Source organism: Pseudoalteromonas sp. APC 3358 (assembly GCF_030408075.1).
Classification (GTDB): Bacteria; Pseudomonadota; Gammaproteobacteria; order Enterobacterales; family Alteromonadaceae; genus Pseudoalteromonas; species Pseudoalteromonas arctica.
Window position 1 is genome coordinate 55,995 of the sequence record NZ_JASDCE010000012.1, and the last position, 18,940, is coordinate 74,934.

General features: G+C 38.0%; 13 protein-coding genes. 3 read left to right on the forward strand and 10 right to left on the reverse strand.

What is annotated here, in order from left to right; all coding sequences use genetic code 11:
• Positions 1-219: 219 nt before the first annotated feature.
• Genes QL995_RS16980 through QL995_RS16990 form a run of 3 tightly spaced genes read left to right on the forward strand, consistent with a single transcriptional unit; the run spans position 220 to position 4,580 of the window.
• Positions 220-2,199 carry a glutathione synthase gene (locus QL995_RS16980; protein WP_121955029.1) on the forward strand — a complete coding sequence of 660 codons (1,980 nt, stop codon included), beginning with the start codon at positions 220-222 and terminating at the stop codon, positions 2,197-2,199.
• A 5-nt stretch (positions 2,200-2,204) separates the two neighbouring features.
• On the forward strand, positions 2,205-4,064 hold the full coding sequence (locus QL995_RS16985; protein WP_290294670.1) for a DEAD/DEAH box helicase family protein: 1,860 nt from the start codon (positions 2,205-2,207) through the stop codon (positions 4,062-4,064).
• 57 nt (positions 4,065-4,121) lie between these two features.
• On the forward strand, positions 4,122-4,580 hold the full coding sequence (locus tag QL995_RS16990) for an SEL1-like repeat protein (RefSeq protein ID WP_290294671.1): 459 nt from the start codon (positions 4,122-4,124) through the stop codon (positions 4,578-4,580).
• A gap of 130 nt (positions 4,581-4,710) precedes the next feature.
• Here QL995_RS16990 and QL995_RS16995 read toward each other — a convergent pair whose 3' ends face one another.
• From QL995_RS16995 to QL995_RS17040, 10 genes are all read right to left on the reverse strand, one after another.
• Positions 4,711-4,869 (reverse strand): hypothetical protein, encoded by a 159-nt coding sequence (locus QL995_RS16995; protein WP_290192526.1) that lies wholly within the window; start codon positions 4,867-4,869, stop codon positions 4,711-4,713.
• Between the two features lie 13 nt (positions 4,870-4,882).
• The gene (locus tag QL995_RS17000) at positions 4,883-5,599 is read right to left on the reverse strand and encodes a zeta toxin family protein (RefSeq protein ID WP_290294672.1); all 717 of its coding nucleotides are present in this window, start codon (positions 5,597-5,599) and stop codon (positions 4,883-4,885) included.
• A 95-nt stretch (positions 5,600-5,694) separates the two neighbouring features.
• Complete coding sequence (locus tag QL995_RS17005; RefSeq protein ID WP_290294673.1) at positions 5,695-6,915, reverse strand: hypothetical protein; 1,221 nt, start codon at positions 6,913-6,915, stop codon at positions 5,695-5,697.
• Between the two features lie 21 nt (positions 6,916-6,936).
• Positions 6,937-7,845: a DarT ssDNA thymidine ADP-ribosyltransferase family protein gene (locus QL995_RS17010; protein ID WP_290294674.1), complete on the reverse strand. Its 909-nt coding sequence runs from the start codon at positions 7,843-7,845 to the stop codon at positions 6,937-6,939.
• On the reverse strand, positions 7,846-8,535 hold the full coding sequence (locus QL995_RS17015) for a hypothetical protein (protein ID WP_290294675.1): 690 nt from the start codon (positions 8,533-8,535) through the stop codon (positions 7,846-7,848). It lies immediately after the preceding gene.
• Positions 8,536-8,545: 10 nt separating this feature from the next.
• Positions 8,546-10,600 (reverse strand): BREX-1 system phosphatase PglZ type B, encoded by a 2,055-nt coding sequence (pglZ, locus tag QL995_RS17020; protein ID WP_290294676.1) that lies wholly within the window; start codon positions 10,598-10,600, stop codon positions 8,546-8,548.
• The gene (locus QL995_RS17025) at positions 10,600-14,097 is read right to left on the reverse strand and encodes a DNA methyltransferase (protein ID WP_290294677.1); all 3,498 of its coding nucleotides are present in this window, start codon (positions 14,095-14,097) and stop codon (positions 10,600-10,602) included. Before QL995_RS17025 ends, pglZ begins: the two co-directional genes overlap by 1 nt.
• A 24-nt stretch (positions 14,098-14,121) precedes the next feature.
• Positions 14,122-17,601 (reverse strand): BREX system P-loop protein BrxC, encoded by a 3,480-nt coding sequence (gene brxC / locus QL995_RS17030; RefSeq protein WP_290294678.1) that lies wholly within the window; start codon positions 17,599-17,601, stop codon positions 14,122-14,124.
• A gap of 10 nt (positions 17,602-17,611) precedes the next feature.
• Positions 17,612-18,157 (reverse strand): BREX protein BrxB domain-containing protein, encoded by a 546-nt coding sequence (locus QL995_RS17035; protein ID WP_290192518.1) that lies wholly within the window; start codon positions 18,155-18,157, stop codon positions 17,612-17,614.
• Positions 18,158-18,940, reverse strand: a complete 783-nt coding sequence (locus tag QL995_RS17040; RefSeq protein WP_290294679.1) for a hypothetical protein — start codon at positions 18,938-18,940, stop codon at positions 18,158-18,160.

An 18,940-nucleotide genomic window follows, 5' to 3' on the forward strand; every position in this document is an offset into this window, starting at 1 on the left:
TATCGTTGATTTCAAACTTTAATGCCATATTTTACCTATGTTCAATGAGTTAACGAATGTTGAAGTTAATTATCTATTATCAATAGTTTACCGTATTTAGATTTGCTAAATATATAAAAAGTGGCAAAATAAGAAAAAGTCTATTGAATATAAGCAATAGTATTCGATTTAAATAGACTCACCCTCAAATCAGCATAATTTTAACAAGGAGTTAGTTTTATGAATAAAGCTGACGTACATCGCCAAAAAGTCCAAGAAATCCTCAGTAGTAACGTATTACATGGTCACCAAGTAAATGCCGCGACAAAAACATTTGATGCATTTTCTGCAGATGTTAGAGCCGTAGTTACAGCCGCAGAAATGCAAGCTGGTAAATCGGGTATTGCTTTAGCTTTATGTTGTCTACAACGTTTGAGCCTAGATGATGAAACCATTTGCCAAAAGCGCTCGCTTAAAGACACCTTATACCTTGTCACAATGCCAGATACAGCCTTAAGGGATCAAGCTGAAGATGACTTAAGGCTTGCTAAAAATGTAGTGGTCAGTAATTTTGTTAATTTTGAAAAATCTTTAGAAACTGATTTTAAGGGCAATCCTCCGAAACTCATCATCATTGATGAGTGCCATTATGGCTCTAACGTAACAGGTATACGTTACAGCACTGTATTTGACTACTTAGAACAAGAAAATGACTCTTGTAAAGTCGTGTTTATTTCTGCGACACCTTTTGGTGCTTTATATGGTGCAGAGACTGAATATGAAGAAGCTTTAGAAATTAGTTCAGAAGCAGAGGAGGATCATAACGATAAGCTACTAAAAGAGTCAGCTCAACTTGCAGATCAAGCTCTTAAAGATTCTATTTTACGGCGTGATTTTGGCACGCGATTAGTTTTTCATAAAACGAGTAACGAATATTACGGTGTTCGTGAAATGCTAAAAAATAACCGACTACATAATCTAAATGATGACGAAAGAAACTTTCTAGTTGATTCGTCTCATCGCAAAAGTTTTATGCAGCAATTTAATGCACATGAAGGTATGGGTTGGTCATTAGTTCGTGTTCCTGCCGGTACAGCAATGGATGCAAAGCAGTACTTCATTTCCCAAGGTGTAGATGAAGAAAACATTTACATACTAGGAAATTCGCTTTCAGGGGTGCCAGAAGATGAGTTATCTACAATTGATAGGTTTAAAAAAGCATTTGAAGACAGCGAATTGTTTGGTGAAAAGTTGGTCGCGATTACAGTTGCAGGGTGCCGTGCGGGAATAAACTTTGGTAATTTAATGAAGAATAATCTTATCTCTACCTGGGATAGCACAGTAGCTAGTGTTGCTGCTGTTGTACAAGCGAATGTAGGGCGTGCTTGTGGTTATCATGGCAATAATACCTCAATGCATTTTACTAATGGTAATGCAGCTGAAGCATATGGGGCAATATTGGATTATTTAGAACGTAATTGTTCAGATCATGCTGCATCTGATTTTGAAGGCCTGAAAGAGTTTTTTGAAGAAGTATGTCAAGAACATCAAGTAAATGGTTTAGATGTAGGGCTTACAATTAAATATAAAAAACGTAGACCTATTGGAGATGTTGAAACGTTCGCAACGGATCATTATGTAGCTGTCCCAGCAAGGCTATTAGACCAAGACTATGACTTTTCACAACATACACAAGATAAGCTACTTTTAGCTGCTATTTCAGTATTACGAGAAGAATTTATTAAAAATGGAGCTCCGTCTGTTAAAGGCAGTAGGGCAATGCGCGGTAAGAAAAAAAACTGGATAAAAGCTCAGTGGGTTAATGGCGATAGCTACGATAACGCCCAGAAAGCAGGCGTGGATGGACCTCAAAAAGATAGAACTATAATGCTTACCAGCATGTTAGATAATGATGAATATGTTGAGTTTAATAGGGTTGTAGCGCCAGGTTCAGGAGAGCTATCTGAAAATAAGTCAGTTACTGCAACTGTTTTTAGTATCTATAACATATCAAGACGTAAAGTTACCAAAACGATCATGACAGAAAAGGATGTGTGGGACATGTGTGATTATTTCGATATTCCACATGACGATACCATGTTTGTTTTATATAAACGCGGTGAATATGACTTAGATAGAACACTAGATAAAAAGACTCATAATGAGTTACCTGAAAAATCAGGTGCTTTAAGTGACGAATCACAGTTTTCAGTGAAGTAAAGTTTATGAATCAAGCACAAAAGCACAGAGAGTATCTAGAGAAAATAGTATCTAGTGATACTTTCGAACATCAACAACATGCAGCAAAGAGAGCGTTTTCTCATTTTCAACAGGGTAGTCGTGCTGTTGTTATAACCGCTGAGATGCAATCAGGGAAGTCTGGTATCGCATTAGCATTAGCTGCATTACAAAGGCTGAGTTTATCAGATATAGATATTTGTGAGCGCTCAAAATTAAAAGATACACTTTATTTGGTCACTATGGCCGATTTGTCACTCCAAGAGCAGGCTAAGCAAGATCTTGCTAAATGTAATAATGTTGTTGTGAGTAACTTTACTAATATGAATTTCGCACTCTCAAGCAACTTTAAAGCCCAGCCACCCAAACTCATTATAATAGACGAGTGTCATTATGGAGCCGGCTCAGAGGCCGTAAGGTATGCCAAGGTTTTTGAGTATCTCGAAAAAGAAAATACAAACTGTAAAATTGCTTTTATTTCAGCCACACCTTTTAGCGCGCTTTATTCAGCAGGTGCAGATTCGATTCTTCGTCACGACTTTAAAACCAGTCTCGTTTTCCATAAAACAAGCGATGAGTATTTAGGCATCAGAGAGATGCACCGCAATAATCAAATAGTAAAGTTAACAGAAGAGCAGCGTAATTTTTGTGATGATTCTTTACTACGTAAGCGTTTTATTAGGCAGTTCAAAGAGCATCCCTCATCAGGATGGTCATTGATTAGGGTTCCTAGTAGCCAGGCTAATTTAGCAAAAAATATCCTACTAGAAAACGGTATAGCCGAAGAGCAAATAATGGTTATTGGCCAAAAGCTGGTGGGTGTTGAGGAGAGTGATTTAGCAAGTATTGACGATTTTAAACGTGAATATGAAGCAGCAGCAATGTTCGATGACAAAGTTATCGCTATTACTGTTGCAGGCTTTAGAGCTGGTATTAATTTTGGTCAAGAGATGAAAAGCACGCTCATTAATACTTGGGACAGTACGATTGCTAATATTGCTGCAATTGTCCAGGCTAATATTGGTCGTGCTTGCGGTTATCACAGTAATACACTTGCCAAACACTATACGAACCTTGATGCTATTAAAGCTTATAGTGACTTACTTAACCACCTTGAATTAAATAGTGATAAAAGTGACTTTGAAGGTTTACGTGCAGTTTTTGAAGATATTTGTGCTAAATATGATGTAAGAGGTTTTGATAGAGGGATTCAAATCTCACCAAATAAGGAATATACCGCCCCTTCTCGAAAAAAAGATGACACTCAAACATATTTAACCCAAAGTTATCTAGCCGTTCCAGGTAAATTAGCTATACCGAACTACGATTACTCAAAATACACCCAAAACCTCTTACTGCTTGAGGCTATTGCTCTAATTAAGGCTGAATTTTTAAAAGATGATGGTCCACACCGTAAGCAGGGTAGAGCCCTTAAAGGTGAACATCAGAATTGGATAAAGGCACAATGGGTAAACGGCGTTACTTATGATGATTACACTCCAAGCTGTGCAAAAAGTAGAACAATAGAATTCATGTCATTATTAGATCAAAACCAACAGTTAGAGTTTAATAAAGTGGTTAACCCAGGCGGTGGCGAGGCTACGACTGATAAGCGAGTCATGGCGAGTGTGTTTAGCGTATATAATCTGTCTAAAAAAGCAGACGCATTTAAGCGTTCAATGGATGAAGATGATTTACAAGAGATTAGTAAATTACTGGACGTAGAATTAGACGATACTATAATTTTGTTATTCCTCCGTGGTGAATATTCTGCTGAGTTAACAGTAGAAAAGCGAGATAGCTTAGAAGTGTTGTCTTCAAGAATTCAATTTAAGTCTATTTTTTAAATAACAGTAATAAGTATTCAGTATTATGGTTCGTCAGTATCAAAACAGGGAGAAAAGATGTTTGGGATATTTAAGAAAAAAGTGGATTTAACGGACTTATCAAAAATTACTGATAAGGACCTTAAGATACTTCAAAAAACTAAAAGTGGAAATGAATTTGGTAGGATCATAAGAGAAGCAGCATTTGCTGGCAGTGTCGATTGCCAGACTTTTATATCTATGGCTTCTTTATTACATTTAGATAGTTATGAGAATAAAGACTATCCCCAGGAAGTAGAGGAAACATTTACAACATTTACAACTATGGCCGCAGAAAATAATGATATTGGTTCTCAATTTAACTTAGCAAAGTTTTACTTAAATAAAGTAGACTTGTCAGATGGTAAATTGCACCAATCTGATCACAAATACCTAAAACAGGCGGAGTTTTGGTATGAGAAAGCGGCGCAAAATGGTGATTTAAACTCACAAAAGGCATTAGAGGATTGTGAAGAACTATTCCGTATGGCGGTTTAAATCTGAACTAATACAACTAATACAACTAATACAACTAATACAACTAATACAACTAATACAACTAATACAAGTTAGTACATTTTAAAAGCCGTTCTATTTGAACGGCTTTCATAATAAATCTGTTTGTTAGCTATCTACAGGCTTTCGATTCTTCGATCATCGCACGTTGAATAGCTACTGTTTCTTTGATTACTTTATCGAAGAACTTTCTCTTTTCTTTTGCTGAACCGTTACGTACAAATTCAGAAAAAGGCGTAGACTTAACTTTTTCACGAGATTGAACCAACATGTCATACTCCTATTTATGTTGAATTACTTATACCGGCTATACGCTCTAATGACTTACGATTATACTTTTTGCCAAGTAGAGCGTCAATGTTACTTACATTAAAGTAAGGCTTTTCTTTTGTTCCATCAAGGTTTTTTTCCATAAAAATAATATCAATTTGCTCCTTGAAAATATTTTTTAATTCGCTGACCACACGTTGAGACTCTAAAAACTGATTTACGAAAACCTCAGGTGGAACTCTTCTTCCTTCAACTATTTCGCGAGCCTTAACTAAACACCAGGCTTGTTCTGGATCTTGGTAAACAAATATAATCAAAACATAGCGATCTTTACGTAATGAGCGTTCTATATTCGATTTTGCCTTTTCAAAACTTGAAAGCGTAGAGTCGAGTAAAAAGCTTACCTTTTTCTTTAAAGCTCTATCATGTATAGCTTCCACTAAAATAGTTGCAGGCGTTTGGAATAGCGGTGAGTTTAATCCCTTGTAGTCATCAAACTCCTTTCTTAGTTCATCATTTTCTATGTGAACAACATCAACGCCATGCTCTTTTTTAAATTGAGAAATGATACTTTTAGCAGTCTCAGTTTTTCCTGCGCCAGGGGAGCCTGCCATAAAAACAGATACAGCACTTTCTTCTTCTGGCAAATGATCAATCATACTTTTGGCAAGAGCTTTCTTCATTGCCTTAGCTTTAACTAGCGCTTTGTTTGTAATTTCTGCATCTGTCATAAAATATCAAATCTAAGGTTAATTCACATAAATAAAGGGGTTAAAACCCTCTATAAATCCAGTAGTATACCAAGAGGTCATTCAACATTTTTGGCTTATGCCATCCCCCAAAACTCAGATTTAATATCATCAGCATTATTATTTTTATATATGTTTTCACTTATCAAATAGGCTTGAGATTGATTGTTATTAATCATAAAGTGCTTATTATTCTTTTTATACAGCTTAAATGTATAGTGATATTGGCTCGAATATGTCGCAGTAGCTGAAAATACATTGGTAATATTATTTTGCCCCATAAATTGAAAAATAGCTTGAGCGACATAGTTTAATCTTTCATCTCGGCCCATATTCATTGTAAACATTGAATACGAATCTTGATCATCAAATGCAACAAATATCTCAATAACTTCGTTTGAATCTTTAAAGATAAAGTTAACCACTCTGCCGTCTAGCTTCATATCACCATCTTTATCAATTTCATACAGGTGAGGAGTTTCATTATTAACATACATGACCTCACCATTTTTAACGATGAACATTATATCGACTTCAGCTTCAATAAGCCTCATTCCACCATCGTAATCGATTTTTTGATTACTGATATTATTGCCGGAATTAGAAGTAATACTTAATGAAATCAATTTATTAAGTATTGCAGTCCTAATTTCAAACATCTTTTGAGGATCACGACTAAAGCAACAAAGTATCCCTTTAAAAAAGACAAAAGCTTGTTGTGTAGTACCGCTCTCTGTAACGTTTACAAACTCAGAATGATCAATACCGCAATTTAAAGCATACTCCTGGTGTACTCCGCCCATCTCTTCAAGCTCTTTTATCTCCTCATTCACAAAGTGCTTGATAGCATTCAAATCGTTTTTTAAATGTGTATTGCTTAAAACTTCAGCCCAGCGAGTTGTAAAATGTTCGAAGCCATCATTCGCTAGTTGTCCTCTAATTTTATCGCCATTTTGTTTTTCAAAACTTAGAAATAGCTTTATTCGCTCTATGTTTTGTAAAGCCATCGGAGATGCTCGAACACCATCAACAGATTGCCTTTCTTTCTCCATGTCTATAACTTTACGATAATCATCATACGCCTCAAGGTACCTTTCTTGAATCATGAAACAGCCAGCTCTATTTAAATATACGCTTGAATGGTTTGGGCTTACTTCTAGTGATTTTGTAAAGAATAAAATAGCGTCATCTTGATTGCCGTATTGATGATACTGAAGAGCTTGGCGAAAGTATTGTTCACCTTGTGCTTCTGCCTTGGGGTCCGTTTTAATTCTTGAGAAAAAGCTAAATAGAGACATATTATTTCCTTATAATGAGATTTAGTTAAAGCAGTGCGAAAGAGCATACTGTCGATTGTGAAAGTAAGTATTATTGATCTGAAAATCGGTATTCGCTAATAACTCGATAGGTTTATCCAAACATATTGATCGGATATATTCTTTTGGGATATGGCTATTAACGAGAATTTCAGCTTGTGAGTCAGTAGGGTCACAAACTCGTAAATTGATAGGTTGATTATTAAAAAGCTGTTTTAATGCCAAACTTCCTGAAAGGGATGCCTCAGTTGCTGATGCTATAGAAGAGCTTGCAGCATTTGTGGGGCAAAATAAGCAGTCAAGTTCCCACAGAACGCTAGCAGATATTTCTAACACAGCCCAATTTTCTTCTGGCTGTGCTTGTCTGTATTTATAAAACATTTTGTCGTTAGGGTAGGATATAGATAATGAAATCATGTGAGTTCTGTAGTCAAACCTATTAGCATCGTTGTAAATATGACCTTTAGATATTTCGTTATTATAATCTTTACTATTAAGGCCTATATCCAAAATGCTTTTAATATTTTTTACTTTTGTAAAGTGTATTAATGTAGTAATTCCGCGCTCTTTGCAAAACTGCTTAATAAGGTTTTTATCATCAATATTCGCATACTTGCCTAATTGGAAATGCGTCATTACGGCATCAATTAATTCAAGACGTAGTGAAATAGTATTTTGATGCGTGCCTATTTGAGCCATTGAAGTCGAAAAATGAATGTTAGGGCTGTCTAATTCCAATAGTGGCATCTCAGCCTTTAATTTTACACCACTGGATTTAGCAAAGTTACGGACCAGGAGAGAGCTTTTGTTAGCGAATGATAATTCATTTACTACAAACTCAGCTGCAATAGCTGGGGTGGGTAAAAGGGCTAATGTCTTTTTTAACATAGTTTCAAACATATTAATTTCCATTTAAATAAATAAATCCTTTTGTACAGGGGAGGCGCAACTTTCGATGCTTTGGCTTAAGTGAGCTATAAACTCATCAGCAGAGCGAGTAACTTGTTCTAAAATGCCATTGTTGACTAAAGAAACATACAAAGCTGCAGCTCTAGCTTGGCAATTAACACTTTTTTTAGGATTAAATTCAATATCAGTAAACGCATTATACTGAATAATTTGAGAGTGTAGTTCTTTGTTTAATTTTAAAGCATTAATGTAAATCCAATCATAAAATATAGTTTTAGGTGTGAGTGGCCAGGTTTTTCCATTACTAAAAAAGCCAGTTAAACAGCCGCTCTCAACTAAACGGCTATCTCGTTTAACTTCATGTGTCGGAATTGTAAGAAGCTCTTTAAAAGGGCCGCCATTTTCAAACACTTTAGATGCATGAAAAATATTTTCTAGTGGAACCTCGCGACCATTTTTTAATGTAACTAGCAAATTGAAAGCACTTAGGCTTACACCCAAAGTACTCTCACTTTTAGTAGAGATCTCAAGTACATTTAAATCATTAAACAAGTTATGCGCAGCGTTATGTAAAGAGCGAACAGATTTTTGCTTTTGTGTGGCCGCCATTCCTTTATGCCATTCAAAGTCAATTAGTTTTTCCTGTACATAAGGAAACGGCTTAATCACTTTAAAAATGGGTCTGGAAGCCACTTAATAAACCTTAAGGTGTTGTTATATTGATTACGGGGGTTAAGCACTCTTGTATACTTAAACCACCATGATTGTAATAATCCCCACCCACATAACCTGCAATACCAGGAGCCATAGCTACAGAGACATTCTCGTTCCAATGCCATGGTACTTTTAATTCGTCAGTGCTTACATTGTCTTTTAAAATAGCACAGCGGGCTAAGCGTTTTTTAACCTGATTTTTTGGAATGTTTGCTTCAGCTAATTTACCTGGCACCCATAACCAACCGTGGTCGGTCACAATGCGTATATTTTTCCAGCCAGCAGCTATTAAGCCTTCAATACGGGTGACTACATCATTTAATATGCTATCGATATAGCGCGGCATTTTTAGTTGTTGCTTATGCCCCATGTTGTCTAAATCGCCAGTTTGTAGCCATGCATTAATAGATGGGTTGCCAGTATCTAACTCTTTCAAAAACTGCCAATCTTTTTTTCCTAATGCACTACTTAAGTGGTAAGAGCTAAACTCAGAGTTAGACTCGGTTATCTGAGGAATAAAGTTATCGTTTTCTTGTGCGCCACTTAAAATATCGGCAACAGGTGTTACGGCAGCCTTAGCGGTTGCTGTTAATGAGGGCAGGGCACACCAATTACTTGTTAAATTAATATTTATGTTTAATTTACTAAGCTTATTCTCAAGCATTTTTGCAGTATCAAAACGTAGTCCATCTACAAAAAATACAGCTTGGCCGTTGGTGTTATACGTCGCGGTCGACTCATTAATTTCACCGGCACTACTTGGCTTACCGGGGTAGCCTTCTTCCTTTACTAAGCGTTGAAAGTTCAACGTAACAGCTTCAAGCCAAGGGGTATAAATTACTGCCAGAATATCAGCTACTACTTGCTCCTGGTTTAAATCAGTAGCAGCAGCCATTGCGTTAATAGCAGCAGCATCAGCTTGCCAAAAACGCTCTTTGTAGGTTTGTGCCATTGCCTCAGCACTTGGGCCTGTAAAATTAATTTGAGTATGCTGCGCAACACTTACTAGCTGTTCTAATATATTAAGCCAAGGCGACATATCGAGCTTTTGCCACAACCAGTTTTTACGCTGTTCATGTAATTTAAACAAGGCAGTTAACTGCTGCCTTAACTCGGCTGGCGTTGCACTGATAATGTTAGCTAATTTATTTGCTAATTCAGCTTCATCTTTTAAGTTTTCAGATAAAAAATGGCTTGCCTCAAACGCTAAACCAGTAGGTGTTATAGTTTTAAGCTTTTCAACTAAACAGGGCAGGTTGTGTGCGGTGTCTTTAAATCGCTCCCACACAGCTTGCCATTCGCCTTCAGCCTCACATAAGTTGTAAGTAATAGCGCTTATATCGCTTATTGCATCAGGGTCAAAGTTAAATTGGCTTATACAGGCTTGTTTAAACACAGGCCATTTACTTTCACCCCAAACTTGTTTTTTTGCTTCAGGGTTATTTAACCAAGCTAAAATATCTTTAGCCGGGTCATCCATTACAATACTTATAAAGTCTTGGGCTTCTAGCTTTTTACCTTTTAATTGCTCAGCTGGCGTTTCAAGCAAATCGGGTAAAATATTCAGTATGGCTTCTTGCGTTTTTTTGTCTTTGGCAACATCAAGCTCTAATCCCACACGCGGGTTGGTTAAAAATGAGCCAACACTCCAATCCCTACCTGCAGAGTTGTAAGCCCACCAGCAGCCTCTGTATTGCAATTCGGCTAAAGGTCTCAGTTCGTCGGGGCATTGCTCTATTGCACGTAAGTCTTTACGGCCAACACCTGGTAAATAAATTATCGGGGTTTTACCTTTAGGTAATTCACAATCTTCTAATACTCCAGCTATCGCACATTTTATCCAAATAGCAGGGCCTATACGCTCTTCTGGGTTATAATTACCTAGCTCAATGAGTTCAGGTACATGCTGTTTTATAAACGGCATAGCAGGCTGCCACTGGTATTCAATGTCAGTCCACAAAATAGCCGCAGGGGCCACTTGCACCGCTGAATTATATTTAGCAGAACTTCTTAGCTGTTCAATTAAGTAGTCTATTAATTGCATTAAACTTTATCTCTCGCTGATTTTTTTTCGGCCAGTGTTAAGTGATGATCATTTATTCGGTCGCCTTGTTTGCCGCCATATTCCAAGCCTAAATCATACCAAGGGGCTGACGCTACATCGGTGCCGCGGTCTTTTTTCCAATGAATGTTAGGTTTTGAGCGCAGAATACCAGCGTCTTTTTTACCCACATCTTTTGCTTTCATGAATGGGCGGATATTCAAGCGAACACCGTCATTTAAGTCTGGATTCCAGCCTATCGGTTGTTCCGCTGGTGATTTCCACCGTACGAAGATATCAAGTCCCTGTTCGCCGACAAGTATCGCTTCTAGTTGCTCTCTCAAATTTCGAGCGGCGGTTAGTCTTAATTCTGCATCTTCATCGCCGTCTTTTTCTAATTGGATTTGGGTACTAATCCAATCATCAAGGTAAGTATAAATTAAACGTTCTAATCCTTTGTAATCCAGCGAGTGATAATTCACTAATGCCGAGAATCCATCAGGTAAGCCATCCCATATTTGCCAAATAAATGGGCGATGTTGAAATAGTTTTGAATGTTGATCAAAGAACTTATCACGCAGCCATAAATTTAAGTCACGAGACTTAACTGACTTTAATAAATTGTTTAAAATAGTGGCAGACCACTCATCACCGTAAGCGGCATGTAATACTGCTTCTAATCTGTCTTCCGCTGGACTCTCTCCCCTAACAGTTGGTAAACGTCTATCACCAACAAAAGAAGATAAGCAAACGATACCATCATCATCAATCAAATCATCAAAAATGTTATTTTTTGCAATTACTTCACGCATTTCAGGTGCCAATACCATTTCAGCATCAAGCTCAGCTGGCCAGCGGTACCCTAATAAGCGAGCGACAGCAACTTGTAATACGGTATCGTCTTGGCGTAATTTGCTAATAGCTGTGTTTTTCGTATCTTTATCCCAAATTATGGATGCACATGGGTGCCCATGAAAAATCCATTGATTCAAATCATTCACGAAAGGCTTTGGAAGCCCATTTGGGTATTTTTCAGCAGCAACCTTATTCCACCGTATTGAATCATAAGGTACCTTTGCTACTGTAGCTGAAGATATTGCTAAGCTGGGATTAACTAACCTTAACTCTGATTCGTAGTAATCAGAAGAGCAATATGCCCAAATGCCATCTAAATCACTTTCATTTTTGGGTAAAATAATTGCTACATTTTGATCGAATAACTCACCAGTATAAAGAGTTGTATTTATTTTCCCCATACGTGAGACTGCAATTGCTTTTTGACCCCATGCTTCATTTCCTCTTCTATGAGCATCGTGTAGCCTTTCTTTCGCCAATTCTGCGTACTCATGTAATGCTCCCTTTTCATTCTCCCATAAAAGAACAGATACTCTACCTGTAAACATTTCAGAAGTTGGAGAGTTTTCTTGGAGAGGTGCCCACTTATGTATGCCGACATCAGAAATTTCCCAATGTTTAAAACGAAAACGAGAGGCATCTCCATTTAAGATCCCTGCTAATGCTTTAGTTTTGTTTGCAAGCAATAAAAAAGATGCCGATTCTTCTGTCAAGATTGAAGAGTCAGGGTTTTTTAATTGTAGTTTCTGAGAAATTTCATTTAATTCTAAAGATATTAAATTATTAATTTTATCTTTGACCTTTTGAAAAGCACTAACATTTAATGCTGAGTACTTGTTTGATTCCGAAAAACAGTTCTGGTGAATAGCTAAACACACATTAACTACTTGTCCTGAAATAGTTTCAAACGCTCCAGTTCCTAACCGAGCCAATATATTTAATTGGCTATTATTGAGTATTTTTTTTCTAAATTGCTCGTATGAACCAAGGTAGTTCCATGCTTGAGGACTAACTTCGGCTACCATTCCCCCTGGAGCACATAATTCTAGGCACTTTGAAATCATAGCTGTAGCTAAATCAAAACGCTCAGCATAATAATTCTTCTCTAAAAAGCTCGATAATAATGCGCATTGTTTTCTAGTAGCCAAATAAGGAACATTTGTAACTACAAGATGATATTTATTAGAAAGCAAAGAAGCAGACCTATCGAGACCTTTAGCGACTGTTTTGGACTCAACAGACATGACTGATATATTTGCCATCGCTCTTTCTAATTTAGTCCAAGGGGCGGCTTCCCCCTTTTCCCAATTTGACTTACTTGGATCTATTAAACTGCCCAAAGTTGGAGCATCTTTAAATGTTTGTTGCATCCACTTAATTGAATCTTGTAACTCGTCATCACCTTTAGCTAAATCTTTCCATTCTTTCTGTGCTTCATTAATCGACATGCCTGAACAAGCTAGTTGTAGCTCAGGTAACTGGCGATAACCACCAGCACCAGGATAACGCCATGCTTCAAGTGCTAATGCAAAAGCAGCCAATTCAACACAACGTTGGTCTAGCTCTAAACCATGAATATTTTCAGCGATGACTTTATCAATCGCTTGTTTAGCCGTTAATGCTTCTAACTCCATGCGCATTGGCACTAACATTAGAAATTTAGCGACTAAAAAGTGACCTGATCCGCAACACGGGTCTAGTGTTTTAAGTTCACTTAAGTGTTCAGGCCATTTGTCAAAATCACCCGCAGCTAAAGACCAAGCTGCTTTTTCTGGGCTGTCGGCACTTGTCTCTTTATCTTTACTATCAGCCTTAGTAAAACGAAGGTAATCTAGCGGTACACCAGGAATGGCAGCTAGTTCTCGCAGCTCTTGTTCGCTGGTGGCAGTTAGTAAATCATCAGATGTTAATCGGCGTTTGGCCCACCAAGCCCCTAAAGCGTTGTCGAGTAAAAAACTGACCATATAAGGTTCAGTAAATAACTGAGTTACTGGGCTTAGCTCTTTGGCACCAATTTTTACGCCTGATTCATTAACCTGTTTTTTCTTTTTGCTTTGCCAAAATTGATAACACCAACCAAGTGCGTCAGATGCTTGAAAAGTCTCTTTATCAAGCGCAGCTATAAGCTCTTCCAGGTCATTAACATGGTTAATTGAAAGTTTAACGTCGAACACCGGGGAGTCTGCTCGGAATATTTGCGGCAACATCTTTTGTGCTAAACGGCCTGCTAAATCCCAACCGTCTTTAACTTCAGAACCATCACCTAATGGATCACCTTCTTCAACTAATTCAACACAATCACCCAAAGTAATTGGTGTGTTTTCGTCGTACATTAACAAGTCACTTTGCTCTAAAAAGCGAGCAAACAACATACGATGCCAGTGCTCATATACCATTTCGTTAACAAGCAATTCTGTTTCCTGCTTGCCAGAGTCCCGATTTAACACATCACCTAATTGACGACCGTGAGCACGTAAACGCGTTCTGAGCTTACGCTCTGCTTCACTTAAATAATTAGGAGCGCTGCCATCACTAATACCTAAACGAGTGAGTGCTTCTGTTACTGCGATTTCAACAATATCACGGGCTTTTTCAACGGCTTTTTCAAGCTTGCTGCGTAATGTTTTATCTAATGCTGTTCTCATCTATTTATTCCTTTAGCAAGCTTATTAGCTAGGTACCACAGGGCCATTGGCAAGCTCTGAACGAAGTTGTGTTTCAACGTCTGTTAGCCAAGCTTTAAGATCGTCTTCTGATTCGATCATCGGCTTATTTAAGCGGATGTGTTTTACTTTTGGCGCTAGTTCGCTAATGGCATCTTTTAGGGCTGCATCAAAGCGGCCTGGTAAAGCGGATATGCGGTCATTCCACTGTTCAAAACTTGTTGCTTCTATAGCATCGTATACCGCTGCCGATGAAGATAAATCAACGATAGGCACTGAGGCTAAACTGCGTTTATCTAACAGTACTTGTTTTTTGCTTTCATCTAGCTTGGCCCAATTAGCGTCATCCATTAAGTCGCGTTGGCATGCATTGAATTCGTCTTCATATTCAGATAGTTTTGCTGTAATGGCGTCACGTAATGCTGATTCTGCTTGTTTGAGTAGTGGACTAACAGGGCTAGGTTCAACTAACAAGCTACGGTTGGAAACAATTGATTCCATCTGTTGTTCAATAGTTCTGTAAATCGCTAAATTTTTACAGCGAAGAGCAGCGTTTTTCAGTTCGTTCCATTGGTTAATTCGTAGTTTTGCGAGATCTGCTTGTTCTTGCCACTGAGTAAATTGACTTTGAATTTCGTCTTTAGCATCATACGCTTGTTGTAACTGTTCGTTACCATTGTACATTTCTAAATTAGTTAGAATTGTGGTATTTGGTGCTAATGGCAATGGCGCTTCACCACCTGCACTGCGTGCTATTAGCTTTGCGTTTGCAATAGCAACTGGCAGTTTACTTTGTTCTTCATTTGAGCCACAGTTTTGCCCTTCAGGGAGTAGTGCATTAATTAAGCCACGTACCTTTATTATCTGTACTTTTGATAACGTGACGTTTTCAGGGCGGAACTTAGTTTGGGTCACTGAAGATCTATCTAAGTTTTTAGCATCAACAGCGCGCTCTTGGCCATCTTTTGCATTGAGCACTCCGGCAGCTACCATGGCAAAAAGGGCGCCTTCAATCGTATCTTTACCCCAGCCATAAGGCGCATCTTTAAAGTGTTCTATAATTTCTTTACCCGTTTTAACTAAGCTGATAAAGCGTTTAATTTCAGAGCATACAGGGTGTTTATCTGCTTCATCATTGTGGTCAATGGCTTCTAATGCATTCGGGTCACCTTGAGTACTGGCGCGGCTGTATACTTTTGCCCAACCTTTGTTGTCAGCCATTTTAAATTTACTGTATAAACGCTGGCATGCTAACACACCTGCATTTTGAATTTGCTCGGCTAAAGACTCGCCTTCAACGTCTTGACCACCAGCAAGCTGTACTTGGATTTGGTTAAATATATCTTTTAATATCGCTTTTTTAGTGCGGTCAGCTTCTTTAAAACGATATTCCATTGCTGCGTAGGCTTCTTTACCTGCATCGGTTTTAGCTGTGCCGCGCACATCAATGGTGGTTTCTGCCGCTTTTAATTCAACAATGGCTTTACGAAGTTCGTCACGTTGAGTGGTTGGAACATATATATAAATAGTAGCTGTATCAGGGTTTGCACCTCTGGCGAGATCGTTAAATTGCTTTTCAGATACTTCTGGAGCCCAGGCATATAGCTTTTTATCGGCATCACTTGGTAACTCAGTACCAAACTCTAAGTTAATAGTTCGCGGTTCAGCAACATCACCTTGAATTATTCTCGCTTGTGCTACTTGTTTACGCACATATTGTTGAATTTCTTGGGAGCGAAATACTTCTAGACGTTGTGGATTGCTTTTTAACTCGCTTTCTTGCTGACGATACATATCGTACCATTGCTGGCTTTCTACTGTTTGCAGGCGGTATTCTTCCCCCGCATTTGTTTGCATTGGCATTACCAAACCATCGTCAACCAGTTGAGCTAGTAGTTTAGGTACTTTAGCTCGAAGTTCGTGTTTGCCTTCTAGCAGGTTTTCAAGTAATAGATCAGATAGGGCATCAGCAGTTGCTGCTATGCCATATTCTATATCGTTAGGTAGTTTGCTTATCAGTAATATAAGAGCAAGGATACGCGCTTGTAATTTTTGGTCATTATCACCACCTTTTAAGCGGCTGATGGTTTCGTAAATATCTTTACCAATTACACCGCTATTAAGTAATTTAGTGGCAATTTGATCGTATATGTAGTCGGCTGGTACAACATACCCTAGAGGGTACTCTGCAGTTACTTTTGTTGCTTCGTGTACTACGCGTAACTGGTTACGTAACTGTGAGCCTGTGCCTGTTTTATCAAGTGCAGGAAGTACTCGCTCCCAAAAGCGGCGTCGCACAGGTAGTAATGGGTAATCGGCAACCATCCATTTTTCATCTTCTTTATTGTGCTCAATAATACTGCCACGTAAATGGCGTGAAATTTCACCTAATTCGTTATCTATAACTGTTTGGATTTGTGGGCGGGCTGTTTCTTTCTTTTGAAGAATTACCTTACGTATAACCGAGTCTACGTCCGTATCTTCTAATTGAACGTTAACTTGAAAACGTCCCATCAATCGATGCAAGTTTTCAGTACCAGATAGCGCACTTTGTCCTGTGCCAATAAATAATAACTTGGAGTTTAAGCGGCCATCATCACCACAGGTTTCAACTAATTCTTGAACGTCCATTGCTGTTTCAATACTGTCGCCAATATATTGTTGTACTTCATCGAGAACGACAAGTGTTAATGGCAGATCACCATCAATGGCAAGGGCATCCATAATCGCAGTAACCATTTCTTCGTTACTAATATCCGTAACGACTTGATATTGCGAACGTATCATATCTCTTACTTCTTTGGCATCACTGGCATAACCAGGGAGAGAGCTTAGTAAGGCATTACCAATAAGAGGTGAAACATGAAGGTTTTTTAGCTCATATTCCCAAGAGTTGCGGCCTTCCTTTTGTTTAGAGTTTTGGCTGATATAAGTTTTTACGTTGTCTAATATACCTTCTGCTTTTAGCCACATGACAAATTTAGCCAAATGGTATTGTTCTGGTAGCCCTACAGATTTAAAAATAATACTTAAAAATGATAATCTAACTCTCTTGCCTGCTCCAGAGCCCAGCGTACCTGATGCTGCATGTAAACCATTATATTGGGCTCCAAGTTTAGAAAGTATCTCAAATAGTTCTGAAATATCACTAGGTAAATCAACTAAGCTACGGGCATAGCTACCATCATTTAGTTTTTGATTAGTCCATAAAGCACGGATCATTTTAGCTAAATGTGATTTCCCCGAACCAAAAAAACCACTTATCCACACACCAGCCTGCTTTCCATTTTTTTCTACGCTTGTGTTATATGATTTTAGTATTTTTTTTAAACCTGCGGCATAAGCACCATCACACACGAATGTTCGTAATTCATATTCTAAAATATCGAGTTCTAATTTAGAAAGGTCATCCTTAACAGTTGCAACGCCTTCATTTGCAAGACTACGTATTGTAGGGTCGTTTAAATATACTTCGCGATTTAACATTCACTTATCCTTATGACATTGCTGTGATGGCTGTGGCGTGATAACCCCAGCCATCTCGGGCATCTAAAAGTTTAAAATTATTATTTTGATATTCACCAGGGAAGAAGACGATTAGTCGACCTTTTACTTCTTGTGCTATTTGCTCTACTAAGCCAGATACAGATGCAAACCCAAATAAAGTACCACAGCCAAGTAAAGCTACGACTGTATTTTCATTTTGCTTTTCAATAAATTGTGACTTTAATTTAATAATTAGTTCTTCAATAAAGTCTTCGTACAATCCCACTAAGTATTCTGGATCTTCGAAATAGGTTTCTTTATAGTCTTGCTCTGCCATCCAGTTTTCAAAGCTGTTAGTGATATCGAGTTGTAACCATGGGTGATTACTCTGTGTTGCACTGGCTTCAAATTCAACAACCCTAGCGCGGAGCTTTAATTCATCTTCTTTGTTATAAACGACGAAAATTGTACGTTCATCAGGCGAGACTGCATTAGGCCAGGGTATGCTGATATGACTTTCAAAGCTTTGCAGTAATTTTGATAATCGGTCTGACATTTAACTTTGTTCCTTTGGTTGAACCGCTTTTGGTAGCTCTATACTGGGAAAGGTAACTTCTATCACTTCACTAATCTGTTTAAAATTAATTAAACCTCTTAATGAAGCTCTATGCGCCAGCTCATATAAATGCTCTTTATCTTGCGATAACATCTTGCACCAAAAGCTGTCAAAAAGTCGTTGACCAGATAAGCCATGGCAATGGGCTAAAAATAATGCATATGCGATATTTACATAAGTCGCTTTAGGCTGCGAACGATATTTCTTTGTTTTACCTTCCAGGTAATTTGCCTGAGTCCATGTACCGTTAATGTTTTGTGCAAATGATTTAAGTGAGGCGGCACTAAAGCGTTCTGGATCATCTTTTGCCAAATGTTGTTCTACTGTTTCACGAGGTAAATGTTCACCCAATTGAAGTGGTAAAATTACACTAGCAGAATTTCTTAAAATAGGATCACGAGCCACGGCAAGCTGCAAAGCTAATATAGGTTGGGCATCTTCTGATAGCTCCCACCATTGGCGGAAAACATTGAATAAAGGAATATCCATTGATATACCGTATAAATCGACAAGGTGCCTAAAGGTTAATGCACGTGATTTTTCGGTTGGCTTATGCAATATATTAAAATTGATTATGTCGTCTTCGTAATCTTTTTTTGTTGCACTTTTATCGCGAGAAAAAAGTAGTGATTTAAGTTCTTCAATCATCATGCTTCTAGCTGAGTGTGCGCCATTTTTGCCAAATTTGAAGCCTATTTGGCTAAGTGTGTTTTCTTCAACCAT

Excerpts from the sequence above, each read along its gene's own strand:
- QL995_RS16980 (WP_121955029.1), top strand. The coding sequence starts at position 220 with ATGAATAAAGCTGACGTACATCGCCAAAAAGTCCAAGAAATCCTCAGT.
- QL995_RS16985 (WP_290294670.1), top strand. The coding sequence starts at position 2,205 with ATGAATCAAGCACAAAAGCACAGAGAGTATCTAGAGAAAATAGTATCT.
- QL995_RS16990 (WP_290294671.1), top strand. The coding sequence starts at position 4,122 with ATGTTTGGGATATTTAAGAAAAAAGTGGATTTAACGGACTTATCAAAA.
- QL995_RS16995 (WP_290192526.1), bottom strand. The coding sequence starts at position 4,869 with ATGTTGGTTCAATCTCGTGAAAAAGTTAAGTCTACGCCTTTTTCTGAA.
- QL995_RS17000 (WP_290294672.1), bottom strand. The coding sequence starts at position 5,599 with ATGACAGATGCAGAAATTACAAACAAAGCGCTAGTTAAAGCTAAGGCA.
- QL995_RS17005 (WP_290294673.1), bottom strand. The coding sequence starts at position 6,915 with ATGTCTCTATTTAGCTTTTTCTCAAGAATTAAAACGGACCCCAAGGCA.
- QL995_RS17010 (WP_290294674.1), bottom strand. The coding sequence starts at position 7,845 with ATGGAAATTAATATGTTTGAAACTATGTTAAAAAAGACATTAGCCCTT.
- pglZ (WP_290294676.1), bottom strand. The coding sequence starts at position 10,600 with ATGCAATTAATAGACTACTTAATTGAACAGCTAAGAAGTTCTGCTAAA.
- QL995_RS17025 (WP_290294677.1), bottom strand. The coding sequence starts at position 14,097 with ATGAGAACAGCATTAGATAAAACATTACGCAGCAAGCTTGAAAAAGCC.
- brxC (WP_290294678.1), bottom strand. The coding sequence starts at position 17,601 with ATGTTAAATCGCGAAGTATATTTAAACGACCCTACAATACGTAGTCTT.
- QL995_RS17035 (WP_290192518.1), bottom strand. The coding sequence starts at position 18,157 with ATGTCAGACCGATTATCAAAATTACTGCAAAGCTTTGAAAGTCATATC.
- QL995_RS17040 (WP_290294679.1), bottom strand. The coding sequence starts at position 18,940 with ATGGTTGAAGAAAACACACTTAGCCAAATAGGCTTCAAATTTGGCAAA.